At 67.1% G+C, this 15,971-nt stretch carries 12 protein-coding genes; 6 read left to right on the forward strand and 6 right to left on the reverse strand.

The features are described from left to right. Nucleotides 1-99: 99 nt before the first annotated feature. Nucleotides 100-504 (reverse strand): VanZ family protein, encoded by a 405-nt coding sequence (locus tag MHY20_RS03515; RefSeq protein ID WP_239374822.1) that lies wholly within the window; start codon nucleotides 502-504, stop codon nucleotides 100-102. A 209-nt stretch (nucleotides 505-713) separates the two neighbouring features. Here MHY20_RS03515 and MHY20_RS03520 point away from each other — a divergent pair, with 209 nt between their 5' ends. The 5 genes from MHY20_RS03520 (at nucleotide 714) to MHY20_RS03540 (ending at nucleotide 7,825) form a co-directional block, all read left to right on the forward strand. Further along, nucleotides 714-1,898, forward strand: a complete 1,185-nt coding sequence (locus MHY20_RS03520; protein WP_239374824.1) for an exonuclease SbcCD subunit D — start codon at nucleotides 714-716, stop codon at nucleotides 1,896-1,898. Between the two features lie 22 nt (nucleotides 1,899-1,920). Next, nucleotides 1,921-4,965 carry an SMC family ATPase gene (locus MHY20_RS03525; RefSeq protein ID WP_239374827.1) on the forward strand — a complete coding sequence of 1,015 codons (3,045 nt, stop codon included), beginning with the start codon at nucleotides 1,921-1,923 and terminating at the stop codon, nucleotides 4,963-4,965. Nucleotides 4,966-5,140: 175 nt separating this feature from the next. After that, complete coding sequence (locus tag MHY20_RS03530; protein WP_239374830.1) at nucleotides 5,141-5,638, forward strand: DUF456 domain-containing protein; 498 nt, start codon at nucleotides 5,141-5,143, stop codon at nucleotides 5,636-5,638. A 151-nt stretch (nucleotides 5,639-5,789) separates the two neighbouring features. Then, on the forward strand, nucleotides 5,790-6,392 hold the full coding sequence (locus MHY20_RS03535) for an ATP-binding cassette domain-containing protein (protein WP_239374833.1): 603 nt from the start codon (nucleotides 5,790-5,792) through the stop codon (nucleotides 6,390-6,392). Then, on the forward strand, nucleotides 6,389-7,825 hold the full coding sequence (locus tag MHY20_RS03540) for a hypothetical protein (RefSeq protein ID WP_239374836.1): 1,437 nt from the start codon (nucleotides 6,389-6,391) through the stop codon (nucleotides 7,823-7,825). Before MHY20_RS03535 ends, MHY20_RS03540 begins: the two co-directional genes overlap by 4 nt. 118 nt (nucleotides 7,826-7,943) lie before the next feature. Here the strand turns inward: MHY20_RS03540 and MHY20_RS03545 are convergent, their stop codons facing one another. The 5 genes from MHY20_RS03545 to MHY20_RS03565 all read right to left on the reverse strand — a co-directional run bounded on the left by MHY20_RS03545 (nucleotide 7,944) and on the right by MHY20_RS03565 (nucleotide 14,696). Further along, nucleotides 7,944-9,272 (reverse strand): aspartate aminotransferase family protein, encoded by a 1,329-nt coding sequence (locus MHY20_RS03545; RefSeq protein ID WP_239374839.1) that lies wholly within the window; start codon nucleotides 9,270-9,272, stop codon nucleotides 7,944-7,946. Beyond that, entirely contained in the window at nucleotides 9,269-10,513 is a 1,245-nt protein-coding gene (locus MHY20_RS03550; RefSeq protein WP_239374841.1) for an amidohydrolase, read from the reverse strand. The genes MHY20_RS03545 and MHY20_RS03550 overlap by 4 nt, the downstream gene beginning before the upstream one ends. Next, nucleotides 10,510-11,577 (reverse strand): amidohydrolase family protein, encoded by a 1,068-nt coding sequence (locus tag MHY20_RS03555; protein WP_239374844.1) that lies wholly within the window; start codon nucleotides 11,575-11,577, stop codon nucleotides 10,510-10,512. Before MHY20_RS03555 ends, MHY20_RS03550 begins: the two co-directional genes overlap by 4 nt. 243 nt (nucleotides 11,578-11,820) lie before the next feature. After that, nucleotides 11,821-13,122, reverse strand: a complete 1,302-nt coding sequence (locus tag MHY20_RS03560; RefSeq protein WP_239374846.1) for a glutamine synthetase family protein — start codon at nucleotides 13,120-13,122, stop codon at nucleotides 11,821-11,823. Nucleotides 13,123-13,184: 62 nt separating this feature from the next. Next, entirely contained in the window at nucleotides 13,185-14,696 is a 1,512-nt protein-coding gene (locus MHY20_RS03565; RefSeq protein WP_275436500.1) for an APC family permease, read from the reverse strand. A gap of 199 nt (nucleotides 14,697-14,895) precedes the next feature. Between MHY20_RS03565 and MHY20_RS03570 the strand changes: the two genes are divergently transcribed. Continuing rightward, a complete protein-coding gene (locus MHY20_RS03570; RefSeq protein WP_183376428.1) occupies nucleotides 14,896-15,789 on the forward strand; it encodes a MurR/RpiR family transcriptional regulator in 894 nt (297 codons plus the stop codon). The last annotated feature ends 182 nt before the right edge of the window (nucleotides 15,790-15,971 follow it).

Genomic DNA, 15,971 nt, shown 5'->3' on the forward strand with positions numbered 1-15,971 from the left:
GTTCAGGAGGCCGCGGCGCTTCTCGCCGTCCACGGCGCGTCCGCGGGGTGGTCGGCGTTCCTGCCGCGTCCGCACCCGTCGGCCCGCCGTTGTCGCTGGTCAGCGCCCGGTGCGTTCCGGTACCCGTCGGCCCGCCGCGCCCCGCCGCCGAAGGAGGGCCCACACCGCGGCCCCGGCCGCGACGCCCACCAGGTCCGCCACGATGTCCGCGAGATCGAACGACCGCAGCGGCATCAGCGACTGCACCGCTTCGATCACGAACGCGTGCGCGCCGATCGCGGCCACGGCGAACCTCGCCGCCGGCCGCGGCGCCAGCAGATGCAGCACCGTCCACACCGTCAGCGCGAAGATCCCTGTGTGCACCAGCTTGTCTGCGTGCGGAATCAGCGCACCCGCGGCCTCTGCCTCGGGCGTGAGCTTCGGCCAGTAGAACGTGGAGTTCAGCAGCAGCACGACCGCCACGAGAAGGGCCCGCGCGGCGATCAAGCGGTGAGCAGCAGGCATCAGAACTCCTCCAGTGCGGGGCAGGTGGGGCGGGGAAGGGCGCGTGCACAGGACACGACAGAACCGCCGATTCTAGCCGCGCACGCACCAGAAAGGCCGGGTCAATCGTGTCCTGTGCACAGCAGATCCTCTCTCGTCACCGCCGGACGCGGCGGTGAGTTCGGGAGGGTCGACTTTAAATGTCGCACCCCCTCTTTAGGGTGGGAGCCATGAAGATCCTGCACACCTCGGACTGGCACCTCGGGCGCACTCTGCACGGGGAGGACCTGCACGAGCATCAGCGCACATTCCATGACTTCCTGGTGGACCTGGTGAAGCGCGAGAAGGTGGATGTCGTCGCCATCGCCGGTGACGTGTACGACCGCTCCATCCCACCGGTCGCCTCCGTCGACCTCCTCAACGACACCCTCACGCGCCTGGCGGACATCACCACGGTGATCCTGACGCCCGGCAACCACGATTCGGCGGCGCGGCTCGGGTTCGGGGCGAAGCTGATGGGCCGCGGTGTGCACATCCTGTCCGAGACGGGCGGGGTGGAGCGGCCGGTCACGGTCGCCGATGAGCACGGGGAGGTGCTGTTCTTCGGCCTGCCGTACCTGGATCCCGATATCGTGCGGTTCGCTTTCGCTGCTGAGGGGGAGCAGCCCCTCGCGCGCAGTCACGAGTCGGTGACGCGGGAGGCGATGGACCGGGTGCGGCGCACCGTTCAGCAGCACGGCGGTGCGCGGTCCGTGGTGCTGGCGCACACGTTCGTCTCCGGCGGTGAGGGCTCTGATTCGGAGCGGGACCTCACGATCGGCGGGGTGGACAGTGTGACCGGGTCCGTGTTCGCCGGGGTCGACTATGTGGCCCTCGGGCACCTGCACGGCTGCCAGAACATGGCCGGGCACATTCCCGACCAGCGGCCCGCCGCCTGGTATTCGGGCTCCCCGCTGCCGTTCTCGTTTTCGGAGAAGAACCACCGCAAGGCCGTGCTGATCGTGGACATGGGGGCCGACGGGTCCGTTGACGTCACCCCGGTCCCAACCCCGGTGCCTCGGCGGCTCATCGAGCTCACCGGGGACCTCGACACGGTTCTTGCACAGGCGGGCGAGCACGGCGACGACTGGGTGTTCGCCACGGTGCAGGAGACGACACGGCCCCCGCACATGCAGGAGAAGCTGCGGCGCGCCTTCCCCCACATGCTGGGCTGCGAGTTCGTCTCCACCGTCCATCGGGACCGGTCCACGGCACCGTTGGTGTCCGAAGCGATGGACCCGGTCGCCGTGGTGGGGGAGTTCTACCAGCAGCTCGCCGGCGCGGAGCCGACCCATGCACAGGTGGAGCTGATCGAACAGGCGGTGCGGGACGCCCGCGCCGCCCATGACGAGAACAGTCAGCGCGCCCGCGCCTGAACCGGAGGACGGAGCACCCATCATGCGCCTGCACCACATGACCTTCGCCGGCATCGGCCCGTTCCGCGGTGAGCACCGCATCGACTTCACCGCCCTCGGCGCCTCCGGCCTGTTCCTCCTCGAGGGGCCCACGGGGTCCGGGAAGTCCAGCATCATCGACGCCGTCGTGTTCGGCCTCTACGGCCAGGTCGCCGGCGCGGCCTCCAGCCAGGAGCGCCTGCGCTCCCACTTCGCCGGGGCCGATGAGCCCAGCGCGGTGGACCTGTTCTTCGAGACCACCAGCGGCCTGTTCCGCATCACCCGCACACCGCGCTACCTGCGGCCCAAGCGCCGCGGCGACGGCCTCACCCAGCAGAACGCCACCGCGAAGCTGTTCCGGTACACCTCGGAGGACGCGTTACGCGCCGCCATCGCCGGTGAGGAGTCCGCTGGTGCGGTGCAGCCCGTGTCGGTGCGGATCGACGAGGTGGGGGCGGAGATCAACCGCATCGTCGGCCTCACCCATGAACAGTTCACGCAGACCGTAGTGCTGCCGCAGGGGGAGTTCGCGCGGTTCCTCCGCGCGAAGTCGGAGGACCGCAAGGACGTGTTGGAGAAGGTGTTCGGCACCCGCCTGTTCACCACCATCGAGAAGCAGTTCATCGACCTGCGGCGCGACGCCCGTGCCGCTGCCGAAGCCTCCCAGCAGGCCCTCGCGCAGGCGCTGGAACGATTCCTCGAAGCCTCCAGTGCTGATGCCGACACCCGCGCCGAGGCCCACCAGGAACTCACCGCACCCGGCGGCCTCACCACCGTCCTCACCGACGCCGCCGCAGCCACCGCCGCGGCCCGCACCGCCCACGAGGACGCGGCGGCTCGCACCGAGAAGGCCCGCACCGGCGTCACCACCGCCGAGAAGGCGACCGAGGCCGCAACCCGGCACCTGCAGGCCGTGCAGGGCCGGCAGGAGGCCGACGGGATCGCCGCGCACCTCGAGCGGACTCGTGAGGCCAGTGACCTCGCCGCCCGGCAGCTCGCCGCGCACGAGCGCGCCGAGCGACCGTTCTACGCCCTGCAGGCCCGCGCCCGCGCCGAACGCGACGCCGACGCGACCCGCCTCGCCCTCCCCAAGGACGACCAGGAGACGCCGCAGCAGTGGCCGGACCTCATCGCCCACCACGACACCACCGCATCGACCGCTGCCGCCGCTGCCGCGGAGCTCGCCACCGTCGCCCAGCTGGAGACCGGCCTGCCCAAGAGGCTCACCGACCTGGAGGAGCAGCGCGACGCCGTGACCACCACCGAAGCCCGCCTCACCGAGCAGAAGGCGGCACTCCAGCAGCGGCCCACCCATCGAGATGACCTGGCCGACCGTGTGAAGGAAGCCGCCGAGCAGTCTCGCGACCTCGCCGGCGCCCAGGCCACCCTCGAGACCTCGCAGGAGCGGCAGGAATCAGCGCGCCTCGCCGCCGCCACCGCCGAGAAGATCCAGCAGCTCGCCGGCCCGATCAGGGACGCCCACACCGCGGCGGCGCAGGCCGTGGAGACGGAGCGGGCCCTGCGCCAGCAGCGGATCGACTCCATGGCCGCTGAGCTCGCCACCAGCCTGACTGACGGTGATCCCTGCCCCGTGTGCGGCGCCGCCGAGCATCCCAGCCCCGCCACCAGCGACCAGCCCTTCGTCACCGATGAGCAGATCGAGGAGGCGGAGGGCGCCCGAAGCGTCGCGGAGAAGCGCCTCAGCGACCTCAACGAGAAGAAGGCGGCCCTCGAATCCACCCGAGCCGCCGCGCACACCGCGGCAGGGGAGCGGTCCGTGGAGACCGCAGCCGCTGAAGTCGCCGCCGCCGAGCAGAAACTCGCCGACGTCCGCACCGCTGAGCAGCGCCACGCGGACCTGGAGAACAGCCTCGCCGCGTTCGATGAGGAGACCCAGCGCCTCACCACCGCCGCACACCAGGCGGAGACCGCGCTGTCCGCGGCCCGCACCCGCGTGGAGGAGACCGCGCACGCCATCCAGCGCGACCAGGCGGCTGTTGCCGAGGCCCGCGCCGACGCCGACACCGTCGCAGAACGCCGCACCCGCCTCAGCAACCGGGCCAAGACCGCGGCCGAGGCAGGGAAGCGACTGCGCGCCGCGCAGGACGCCCGCCAGCGGTGGCTCACCGCCGCCGAGACCGTCACCGACGAGATGCAGACCGCTGGCTTCACCAGCGAAGAGGACGTCACCGCCGCCCGCATCAGTGAGGAGACCCGCGCCCAGCACCGACAGGTGCAGACTCAGCGCGCCACCGCCCAGGCGAAGCTGACCGACCTCCTCGCCGATGAGGCCGTCGCCGCCCTTACCCTCGCCGAGACGTCCCTCGAGGACGCTGAGTGCGCCGTCACCGCCGCCCGGGAGCAGCAGGCCGCGGCCCGCGCTGCGCTGGAAGAGAAGCAGCGGCAGCTGTCCCTTGCGGAGCGCGCCGCCACCGCCACCGCAGCAGCGCTCACGTCCCTGGAACAGGCTGCGCAGAAGCATCGCGACACGTCAGCGACGGCGGAGGAGAAGCGGGCGCTCGCAGAGGTCATCACCGGCGGCAGCGGCAGCTCCGCCCGGCTGCCCCTGTCCACGTATGTGGTGATCAAACGGTTCGAAGCCGTGGTCGATGCCGCGAACGCACGACTCTCGGTCCTGTCCGGCACCGATCTCGAACTGGAGCTGGGGGAGCCGGCTGCTGGGGGAACGAAGAAGATCGGCCTGGACCTGGAGGTCGTGGACCGCCGCACCGACCAGCGTCGCAGCCCCGCCTCCCTCTCCGGCGGCGAAACGTTCTTCGTCTCGCTCGCGCTCGCGCTCGGACTCGCCGATATCGTCACCGCCGAGTCCGGCGGGGTGCAGATGAACACTCTGTTCATCGACGAGGGCTTCGGCTCACTGGACCCGGAGAAGCTCGATTCGGTGATCGCGGAGATCCGGGCGCTGGGGAACGCGGGACGGACGGTCGGGATCGTGTCGCACGTGGCGGAGCTGAAGCAGCAGATCCCGGAGAAGATCCACGTGCGCCGACGCTCCGACGGCACCTCCACCCTCGACATCACCGTGTAACCACTCTGCCGAGCGCCCCCAGCACCCCGCCGCAGTCGGTCGCGCTCCGTCGCATTCCGCATTGCCAAGCCGTTGCGCCCCACTGCACCTCGCCGCTCGCTACACTGACACCGGCCGGACGGAGCACCCGTCGACTGCCCGCCGCCCAGCACCACCCGCCGACCGAAAGGCCCTCATGGGTTCGGACATCCTCGTCACCGTCATCGCCGCACTCGCGTTCGCGGTCGGCATCACCGGCATCATCGTGCCGGTCCTGCCCGGCTCCATCACGATCATCATCGGCACTCTCATCTGGGCGATCGTCATCGGCGGCACCGGCGCCTGGGTCGCGTTCGCGATCATCACTCTGCTGTCGCTCGTCGGCATGACCTGCAGCTATGTCCTCACCGGTCGGCAGCTGAAGCGGCAGGAGACCCCCGGGTGGGCGGTGGCACTCGCCATCGTCGGTGGCCTGGTCGGGTTCTTCGTGATCCCCGGCCCCGGCCTGATCCTCGGGTTCATCCTCGCCCTGTTCGGAACCGAGTACGCGCGCCGCAAGGATGCCAACGAAGCCGTCCGCTCCACCCTCACCGCGCTGAAGGCGCTCGGTATCGGGATTCTCCTCGAAGTCGGCTGCGCGCTCATCAGCGCCACCATCTTCATCCTCGTCTCCGGCTACCACTTCTTCGCCTGACCCGCCCCGCGGCACCTCCGCGCGGTTCCGTGCGTTTCAGCGCCCATCCCGGCGATCAAGAGCGCTGAAACGCATGCAACGCCGGCCCGGGATCGGTGAGTCGACCAATGTCGGTGCCCGTCGGCCCGCCGGGCTCCATACAGTGGACCGCATGCTGACCGCCACTGACCTCACCATCGGCTACGGCGACACCGACCCCGTCATTCAGGGCCTCGACCTCACCGCCGACCCGGGCGACATCATCGCCGTCACCGGCGCGAACGGCAGCGGCAAATCCACCCTCCTGCGCGGCCTCGCCGGCCACCAGCCGCTGGACTCCGGCACCATCCTGCTCGACGGCGCCGACCTCACCGCCAACTCCCGCGCCCACCGCCGCGACGTGTTCGCCGTCCTCGACGGCTCCGCGTGGATGCGCGAACTCACCCTCGGCGACCACCTGCGGATCCTCGAAACCGACGGATCCCTCATGAGCGCCGACGACGCCATCCACACCCTCGACCTCGCCGACCTCGCCAACCGCCACCCGCACACCTTCTCCTCCGGGCAGCGGCAGCGCTCCGCCCTCGCCACCGCCCTCGTCCGCCCCTGGTCCGTGCTGATCCTCGACGAACCCGAGCAGCGCCTCGACGTCGACTACCAGGAGCGCACTGCGGACATCCTCCGCGCCATCGCCCCCGGCGCCGTCATCATCCTCGCCACCCATTCGCAGCAGCTGATCGACCGCCTCGGCGCCGCCGAACTCCACCTGTCATGACCGACCCCATCGCCCGCGTCACACCCCACCACACCACCGGTGAGGTGCTGTCCGCCGTCTGGACGGGGGTGCTCGCCGCAGCCGTCGGCCTCGGTGTGTGGATCGGTGCGCTCACATCGCTCAGCCCGCAGCTGCGGGCCGGGCTCCTCCCGCACGCAGACCCGCTCACCGTCCTCGTGGTCGCAGTGACGGCACTGATGGTCGCGCTGATCCTCGCGGTGACCGGCGAGCTTGGGCCCTTCTCCGCATCGGCAGCGGAACTGATGCTGACCGGTGGGCCCCGACGGCGCGCCGCCACCCTCGGCATCCTCGCCGGCGTCCTGCTCATGCTCAGTGCGGCTCTCGCGTCCGGTCTCATCACCGCGCTCGGGCCCCTGCTGCCGGGGCCGCTGCTGCCCGCGATCACCGGCATCCTCGCGACCGCATCTCTGCTGGTGCCGCCGCTGTTGGCCCGAGCCCAGCGCAGCCGGCTCCTCCCCGCCGTCCGCACACTGCCCGCCGCGCTCGTGGCCGGCGCTGTCACACTGCTGGTCGCCTTCCGCTTCTCCGGCACCGTCGGCGCATCGCTCATCACCGCCGCCGGGGTTGCCGCGATCGTGCTCGCGGGCGCGGTTGTGCGGTCCCGGGCGCGGGCCGGTTTTTTCGAGCTGATTCCGCGGTGGGAACTGCTGCGGGCCGACGGGATCGTCACCGCGGCCGGGTCCGCTGCCGTGTCGATGGATGTCGGTGCGGTGCGGACGCACGGTGAGCTGACCCGCCCGGCCGCGCGCCGACGGGCCCTCGCGCCGGGGATGATGCGCCGTCTGCACCCGTCGGCGCGGCTGTTCGTGACCGTGCTCGCCCGCGCTGGCCGACGCACTGCCGCCACCAGTGGGATCGCAGTTCTGGTCGCCATCAGCGCCACCGCGTTCACACCGGCCGCGGGCACGCTCGCGATCGGGGCGGTGGCGGCCCTGCTGACCGCGCTGAGCCTCGCCTCGATCCTCGGTGATCTGGTGGTGTCGGTGCCGCTGCGGTCCGTGTTCGCTGCAGCTGCGCCCGGGGCGGCCTGGCTGACGCTCGCGGGACTCGCGGTGACGGCCCTGGTGCCGTTCGCCGCAGCTGCCGTGGTGCACCTGGTGCAGGGCGGGCAGCCGTGGCTGGTGCTGGTGTTCGCCGCGGTTGCGGCCGCGGCGGTGACGCACGGCCTGGTGGGGCCGACGCGGGCGCTGTCCGACCAGGTCAACGGTGTGCTCACCACGATCAGCTCGCCCGAGCTGGGGCCGGTGCCGATCTACCTGATCCAGCGGGTCACCGCGGGCTGGGTGGCGCCGCTGGGACTGCTCGGTGCGGCGCTGCTCGGGCTGGACGCCGGGGCGCTGATCGCCGGGGTCATCGCCGCGGTGATCGCCCTGACCCTGTTCGCGGACGTGCTGACGAAGAACCAGCACTGACCGCACACCGCCGCCTCGCCGTTGCATGCGTCTTCGCGCGCATTCCGGCGATCAAGAGCGCTGAAACGCTTCCAACCGGGGTCGGTATTGGGGCCCGATGGCGCAGGTCGAACCGACCTCACCAACCGGCGTAAGGAGCGATGTCGGCGTCGCTCACCGCCCCCTCAGCGACATCGTCCAGCGCCTGCGCGAGCAGTTTCATGCCGCGAACACACTCGCCCCGTGAGATAGTCAGCGGCGGTGTGAGCTCGAGGGCACCATCACCGACGGGATAGACGACGAGTCCAAGCTCAAATGCGCGAAACGCCGCCTTTGCGGAGGTCGTCAGAGCATCATCGGTGCCGTTTGGCAACAGTTGGAGGCCCTGCATCAATCCTCGGCCCCGGACCTCGTCGATGAGCCGTGCACCTGGGCGGTCGCTGGCGCGCAGTTGATTGATCAGGGCGGTCAGTACTTCACCCATCGCGGCTGCGTTGTCGATGATCGAGCCGTCGTCCAGTTCATCCAGGACCACCAACCCGGCGGCACATGATGCACCGTTACCGGTGGTGGTCATCAACGCGGAAGCCGCGGGTTCATCAAGAACAGATGCGGGCCCGACCACCGCTGACAACGGGAGGCCGGCGCCGAGAGCTTTGCCGAGCGTCACCACATCAGGCTGGACACCGTTGTGCTCGATGGCCAACAGGCGGCCAGTCCGCCCAAGACCGGCTTTGACCTCGTCACACACTAGGAGCGTTCCAGTTTCTGTGCACATCTGCCGAAGTGCGGGCAGGAACTCAGGGTGCGGCATGATGATTCCACCATCGGATTGGATCGGCTCCACGATCACTGCGGCGATGGTCTGGGTCTGCAGATGGCGCCTAATCTGATCGATGTGCGTGCGTGCCTCCGAGTCGGTGAGCGCGGCCGACGGGTACGTCAGAAGCACAGAATCGGCAGCGGCATCGGCTCCGCCGGATTCGACATGTATGCCTGAGACCCCTTGTGCAAGGCCGAGTCCGCCGTGATAGCCGTTGGAAAAGGCGATCACCCCTTGGCGCCCGGTCGCACGGCGGCACCCCCGCAGTGCGACATCATTCGCGTCTGTCCCTGCATGCCCAAGGTAGACGCGTCGGTCTGGCTTTCCAGGAATCATCTGCAGCAGTCGCTCCGCGAGGAGCACTGCACGTTCGTGTGTGGCGGACAGGATGGAGGCGCTGCACCCGCTGGCCAGCGCATCTCTGACCGCATCGGCGACCGCCGCGTTTCCGTGCCCCAGGCCGACAGCTGTCCACGCGGCAGAGAAATCAAGAAGCGTGCGCCCGTCAGCGTCGGTGACCTCACTGCCGTTTCCGCCGGCAATCGTCAAGGGGAAGAAGCGCAGCTTCTCAACTCCCGCGATGACATCGGCGTCACGTGCGGCCAGGTCTCCTGCCGCGGAGCCGTTGTGTGCAGTCGTCGTCATCTGTTGATCTCCTCGTCCACCTGCTCGTTCAGAATGCGCTCGGCGCCAGCGAGATAACCGGCCAGCATGGCATGAGCGACGTCTTTGATCGCCCTCTCCGTGGGGAGAAATCGAGGATCGTGCAGCGACGGCGCGGGAGAGCACCCCTCGACTTCCACCCCGACGAAGGTCATCAGAGACGGCATCACTGAGCAGAAGTAGGAGAAGTCGTCAGCACCGAGTGACCGCATCGGCTCCGCAATGTCATGACCCATCGCTCCCAACCAGGCTTCGGCCCCTTCTGCGAGCTCCTTATGGTTTGTCAGGACCGGTTCACCAGAATCACGGCTGATATCCGCCGATAGTCCATAGGCGGCAGCGGTGCCTTCGGCCATCTGCCGGACGGCTTCGAACAGGTCGATGCGCTGCTCGTTTGACGTGGTGCGCATTGTGGCGCGCAGGTACGCCTCTGAGGGAAGAACGTTAGCCGCGCTGTCGCCAGCGCGGAGAGTGCCTACGCTCAGAAGAGCTGGCGACATCGGATCAACAGTTCTGCGGACAGCTTCTGGCAGTCCGATCGCGAGCTGGGCGATCGCGGTCACCGGGTCGGCCGCGGTGTGAGGATAGGCGCCGTGCCCGCCACGACCCCTGAGGACGATGTTGATCTCATCTGCGGCTGCGTTGATGTAACCCGCGCCCACCGCGATGGTGCCCGCCAGAACTCCTGGGTGAACGTGAGCAGCGATCATGTGGGTGACATTGATCTTCTCCAGAGCTTTTTCTTCGACGATGTCCAATGCACCAGAAGGATATGTCTCCTCTCTCGGCTGGAGGACAGCACCGATCGCGACGGGCAGATCCACCTGCGCTGCAGCACGGATGAGTGCGACAAGGGCGGCTTGATGAACGTCATGGCCGCATGCATGCATGGCGCCGTTGCTGGCAGCGAATTCGACGCCGGTGCTTTCGTGGACCGGGAGCGCATCGAGCTCAGCGCGGATTCCGACCGCGGGGCCGTCAGGGCCGATCCGGCCTATCGCTCCAGCGGATGCGACTTCGTCGAATTGGAGGATCCCCGCGAGCTCCGAAACGAGGATGTCGCGAGTGTCGTATTCCATGCCGGAAATGCGGGGGTCGGAATGGATGCGCCGGCGCAGGGCAGCTGCGTCAGAGAGCTGTTCGTCCAGACGGGAACGTAACTCGCCAGCGATCCTGGTGAGCGTGGTTCGTGTCGAATCGGCGGGGCTGTCTGTCGAGGTCAATCCGATGCTCCGTGAGTTGAGGGGGTCGAGGGGTGGGCTGTTGAGGATGGGAGCGTCGCGCTTGGGAGCTGATCGAGCCTGTAAACGCGACGGGCGTTGTCCCGTGAGATCATCTGGGCCACTCTTTGCTGTTCGGCGATCGGCCACTGATCTCGGCGTGCCCAGTCGTCGAGTGCCTCAGCCAGCCCGCGGCGGAACAGGAGCGCGCCGAGGTGATACAACTCCGCTGCTCCCCAGGCATCCGACGAGAACAGCGCCTTGTGGAACGGAGTGAGCTCCAATGATTCGGCGATGATCTGTGCGGATTGGGAACCGGTGTAATTGATGGCCAGGCCGACGTCGCAATACACGTGTTCAAAGCAGTGGGCCAGGTAGCCGGCTTCTCGATGAAATGGGTAGCAGTGCAGAAGCAGAATGTCCGAACCGGACCCGCGGGTGGCGCGCAGCAGGTCGGTGAGCAGCAGAGGGTTGCAGCGATGAAGATCCACATCGGGGTCGCCGTACCCAACGTGGAACTGGATCGGTACAGCACGATCAATCGCGCTCCAAATCAGGTGTCGGATGATGACAGGGTCCTCGAGGCGAATCGACCCGGGGTAATTGCTGATTCGATCGATCCATGCGCCAACGGCGCGTGCAACGTCAGCATGGGTGGGACGCGATGGGTCGAAGTCCAACCCGGTCCGATATGCAGCGATCGTCTTCGCTCCAACCGCTGTGCGCAGGCGTTCGTCCAAGACTCGCGCATACTCGTCGACGAACCCGCTGGGATGCACACCGGCTTCGACCAGCTCTTCGGCGAGCACCTCCAGGCGAACAACCTCGGCGTAGCCCGCGTTCGCTGTCGCGCCCATGTGTGCTGGACCGAGGATCTCGTCCCCTCGGTGGCCGGTCTCGATCAACAGGGTCTCGAATCCGGACGGGCGCAGCAGCCGTCGACCAACTTCGTCGGCAGACAGAGCGGACCGCGCCTCAATGTATTCGTCGGGTGAGCAGAAGGGTTCAGCGTCGAGCAGTGGCGCGCAGTGGCGACGGATGGCGAACCCAAGCTGGGTGTCGAACATGGTTGTTCCCCGCGGCGCGTGGCCGTCCGACTCTGTGATCAGGTCCTCGAACCGACTGCGGTTCGCTGGTGTAGCAAGGATTCCGTGGCAGTGATGGTCGACTAGAGGGATCGAGCCGATCCATTCGGAGGCGGACGTCCTGTGCCTCAGCGCAGAGGGTGTCATGGAGAACGCTCCTTTCAGATGGTTGGGATACGGGGCGACCACCGGAGGAGAAGCCGTGCCACCGCCAGTTGTGTGGAGTCAGAAGATTTCGGCGTACCGCTTGCAGCGCTCTTCCATAGACGTGTCCTTGAACGTCTCGATCTCATGCTCCTTGATCGCCAGGTACGACTGCACGAGTTCCGGGGTGAACCATGATGACACCTCGCTATCGGCCTGGAACGCAGCGAGTGCCTCCGGCAGATCTTCAGGCAGCTGCGGCAGATCCTTGTGCTCCCCTTCGAGGTCCAGATCTCCCTGCACGACCTGTGCGGGATCCATGTCCTCACGCAGACCAGCGATTCCTGCGCGGAGGATCGACCCGAGCAACAGGTAGGGGTTGGCGCCGATATCGCCGCCTCGGAATTCGAAGTGCAGCTGGGGCGCGGGGTCCCGGCCTTCCATTTCATTCGTGGGCGTGATGCGCAGCAGCGCTTCGCGGTTCTGCAGCCCCATGAACGCCCGAGCCGTGGACCAGTTATCCGGGCGGAGCCGCTCACCGGAGATCACCAGGGGCGCGAAGATGGCAGTCATGCCGGGTGCATGGTGAAGGATTCCTGCCGCGAACTTGGCGGCTTTTTCCGACACGCGGCCGGGGCGGGAGGGGTCGTAGACAACCGGGTCGCCATCGAGCGTGGTGAGACCGAAGTGCACGTGAACCCCGGAGCCGCCTGCACCTGCTTTAGGCAGAGGGGAGAAGGTGACATCGCGGTGGTGGCCGGCAAAAACGGCACCAACGGTGTCTCGGACGAGCACGGCACGATCAGCTGCAGAGACCGCATCCGTTGGGCGGACGGTCACTTCGAACTGATGGGGGGCGTACTCCGGCAGCCAGTTCTCCGGTTCCGCACCCATTTTGTCGAGCGCGTTCATGATCTGAGAACCGATGGGTTCGAGTGATCGGTGCGCGGCGAGGGAGAACGGATGGGTGGGGGAATCATCCCCCAGGTCCGTGAATTCGTGCTCGAATGCGGCGGTGACGGTCAACCCGAATTCGTCCTCGAGCATCTTCACCGTGTCACGCAGGAACGTGCGGGAGTCTCCGGCCCACGGCGATCCGTCAGTTTCAACGATGTCGGTGAAGACGAGGGTGTGAGGCTCCTGGCCGGGGATGTCGGTGATCCGGACGGCTGAGGCGTAGTCGGGACGAAGGCGGCAGTCGCCAGTAGAACCGTAGGGCAGTCCGTGGACGATCTCGCCGAGGGGCCCGATGCCGAGGTTGGCCGGTACCCATCCCACGGACGATGTCTCATCGAAGTCTTCGGCTCTGACAGCGCGCCCCTTGGTGATGCCGGATAGGTCGCTGACAGCGAGGAATACGAGTTCGCCGGGGCGGGGGCGCACCTCGGGGGCGAGTGCTCCACCGGGGGTGTTCAGACCGTCGGCCGGGGTGTGGTGTGCGGGGTTCATTCGAGATCCTCCTGGGTGAGGCGCTCACCGATGCGATCAGCGAGACGCGGCTGGGCGATGACAATGATGAGGCCGAAGAGGCACCAGGCACCGGCGATCCAAGGGAACCATGTGTATGGGGCCTCTTGGCCGATGATCTGAACCGCGTAGACCCACACAAGGAATGCGAGGCCAAGTACGGGGACGATGACCTCCCATGCGGGGATGCGAGTTCCTGAGGTGATGGCGTACTTGATGATGCCGACCGACGTCATGGCATATGCAACAACCATGCACAGAGTGGCGATGGTGGCGTACCAGTAGTAGACATCCACCGCGGTGGCTCCGATGGCTGCAAGTGCGGCCGCGAGGACGACGGTGAGGACGACGACGGACAGCACGGCGATCGTGGGGACCCCGGTCCGGGCGTTTGTGCGGGCGAATACGGTGGGCCCGAAGCCGTCACGGGCGAGAGCGAACAGCAGCCTTGAGGCCGCAGCGGTGGATGACAGCAGCGATGCGAATGCAACGAAGAAAGCGGTGACGCTGATGAGGACGGCGTACCACGAGCCGATGTAGGTCGCGGAGAGCTCAGTGAGCGTGGAGGCTGCGCCGGAGAACTTCTCGATTCCGGCTGCATCAGTGCCATAGCCGATTGTCTGGGCGAACATGACGAACGTGTAGATCGCACCGGCGATCACCACAGCCAGCAGTAGGGCCTTGGGCACGGTTCGTTTGGGGTCGTTCGTCTCTTCTGCGAGCGAGGTGCCGGACTCAAAGCCCGCCCAGGACAGAAAGCCGAATACGGACGCTGTCATGACCGCGGTGAGGGAAGCACTTCCGGGCAACAAGGTGGACAGATCGACGCCGGTTGTGACCGGAGCACTTCCGGAACCGACACGCGTCACAATCACCACGGAGAGAATGAGCATTGCAATGATGCCGACGAACCCGATAGCCAACAGTGTGCGGGCAGTCACTGCGGATTCGCGGATGTTGAGCAGTGCCACGAACACCGCGACGATGATCGGGACGACGATCCAGGCTCCGGCAGGAAGATGCAGGCCGAGCTCGGACAGCATGGCCTCGAAGAAAACCGCACATGCGCCGGCGATGCAGGCGGCGAAGAACAGGTATGTGCCGAGCAGGGCGAAGCCGCCGAAGAACCCAGCACGTGGTCCAAGGGTGACTCCTGCGAGTGCGTACACGGAGCCGGCATGGGTGACGTAGCGAGTGAGCCGAATGAATGCATAGGCGACGAGCAGTGTTCCGATGAAGGACACCACGAACGTGAAGGGGACACCTTTGCCCACAAGACCCGAGACTCCGATTCCGTTGAGGCTCATAGCCATGACCGGCCCCATGAAGCCGATGGAGATGGCGGAGACCTCGAGCAGAGAGAGCTTTCGGCGTGTGGAGAGTTGGCCTTCCTTGCCTGTTTCTGACGTCTGGGGACTTACCGATGATGCATGAGGCGCAGTTGTTCGGGTTGTTGGACGCTCTCGGTGAGCGCTGACGGATTCGGACATGGTGAGGGCCTTTCCGATGGACGGCGGGGGCGATGACTGCCCTGCCGATGGGGTCCGCGTTCGTGAGTGTAGTGCAGGTTACATAAAGTGCCGGACGATGGCTAGTGGTGTCATGAATATTTCGGAGTCTGGTCGGCGGGGATGCGGGGACGGGACCGGTACCCTCGAAGGCACGTTGTGCAGGCAGGAGGAGAAGCGAATGGGCGCAAGTGACGGCGCTATGACGGGTGCCAGCGAGGACGGCGCCGCCGGAAGCAGCACCCGTAGCGTTGCTGAACATATCCGGAGCGTGATGCCGGATCTGACACCGTCAGAGCGCAGCATCGCTCGCGCGCTGCTTGCCGCGTACCCAACGTTGGGGTTGGACACGGTGGCGAGTTTGGCAGCTCACGCGAAGGTGTCCGCTCCGACAGTGGTCCGCTTTGCTCGTCACCTCGGCTTCGACGGTTTTCGCAGTTTGCAGCGCGCGTTGCGCGAGGAATTGGCAGTGAAGAACCAGTCCAACCTCTCGCAGGCTGAAGCTCGAGGGGGCGAGCGGACCACTTTTGACCATGCGCGAGATGCCTACTTGACGGGCATAACCAGCACCTTTGCGGACAATGATCCGGCTGAGCTCGAAGCCGTTGTTGGCCTGTTGGCGGACGAGGGACGGCCCCTGCTCGCCGTGGGGGGTGCGTATTCAGGTGCGGTGACACGAACGCTGATTGCCCAATTGGCGCCAGTGCGGAGGAACGCTCGGGTGCTGGAGCCTCATGTGATTCTGTCGTCAACGGAGATGGCGGACGCTGCTGATCGGGGAGTCCTCGTCGTTGCGGATGTTCGTCGTTACGACCCTGAACTTGCCAAGCTTGCCGAGGCGGCCCATGGACAAGGGATCACGGTGGTTCTCCTGACGGATCCGTGGTTGTCGCCGATCTCCGCTTTTGCAGAGCGGCTGTTGACGGCGTCAGTAAAGGCTGCTGGGCCTTCCGATACCTTGGTGCCGATGTTGGCACTGGTAGAAGGCGTCTGTGAGCTGGTGGTGGAGGCGCGCGGAAAGTATGGCCTGGAACGTCTGCAGAGGGTTGAACAGCTCCGCTCCCATCTCGCGTGACCTCCCCACGCCCCGCGCTGATCCCGGCCCCGTGGGGTCCTCTTTTCGTTCCGGCCCCCTCCTTCCTGACCTTGCCCTGGGCGGGTCACGGTGCCCGGGCCACGGACCGTGTGCACTTTCCGACCATAATCGCCCTCCAACGCGCTGAATCCCGCGCTGCAGGGGTTTTTCGGTCGGAAAGT

The organism is Helcobacillus sp. ACRRO (assembly GCF_022347125.1).
Classification (GTDB): domain Bacteria; phylum Actinomycetota; class Actinomycetes; order Actinomycetales; family Dermabacteraceae; genus Helcobacillus; species Helcobacillus massiliensis.

What these genes read in the sequence shown, in the direction of transcription:
- MHY20_RS03515 (WP_239374822.1), bottom strand. Translation starts at nt 504, where the DNA reads ATGCCTGCTGCTCACCGCTTGATCGCCGCGCGGGCCCTTCTCGTGGCG.
- MHY20_RS03520 (WP_239374824.1), top strand. Translation starts at nt 714, where the DNA reads ATGAAGATCCTGCACACCTCGGACTGGCACCTCGGGCGCACTCTGCAC.
- MHY20_RS03525 (WP_239374827.1), top strand. Translation starts at nt 1,921, where the DNA reads ATGCGCCTGCACCACATGACCTTCGCCGGCATCGGCCCGTTCCGCGGT.
- MHY20_RS03530 (WP_239374830.1), top strand. Translation starts at nt 5,141, where the DNA reads ATGGGTTCGGACATCCTCGTCACCGTCATCGCCGCACTCGCGTTCGCG.
- MHY20_RS03535 (WP_239374833.1), top strand. Translation starts at nt 5,790, where the DNA reads ATGCTGACCGCCACTGACCTCACCATCGGCTACGGCGACACCGACCCC.
- MHY20_RS03540 (WP_239374836.1), top strand. Translation starts at nt 6,389, where the DNA reads ATGACCGACCCCATCGCCCGCGTCACACCCCACCACACCACCGGTGAG.
- MHY20_RS03545 (WP_239374839.1), bottom strand. Translation starts at nt 9,272, where the DNA reads ATGACGACGACTGCACACAACGGCTCCGCGGCAGGAGACCTGGCCGCA.
- MHY20_RS03555 (WP_239374844.1), bottom strand. Translation starts at nt 11,577, where the DNA reads ATGTTCGACACCCAGCTTGGGTTCGCCATCCGTCGCCACTGCGCGCCA.
- MHY20_RS03565 (WP_275436500.1), bottom strand. Translation starts at nt 14,696, where the DNA reads ATGTCCGAATCCGTCAGCGCTCACCGAGAGCGTCCAACAACCCGAACA.
- MHY20_RS03570 (WP_183376428.1), top strand. Translation starts at nt 14,896, where the DNA reads ATGGGCGCAAGTGACGGCGCTATGACGGGTGCCAGCGAGGACGGCGCC.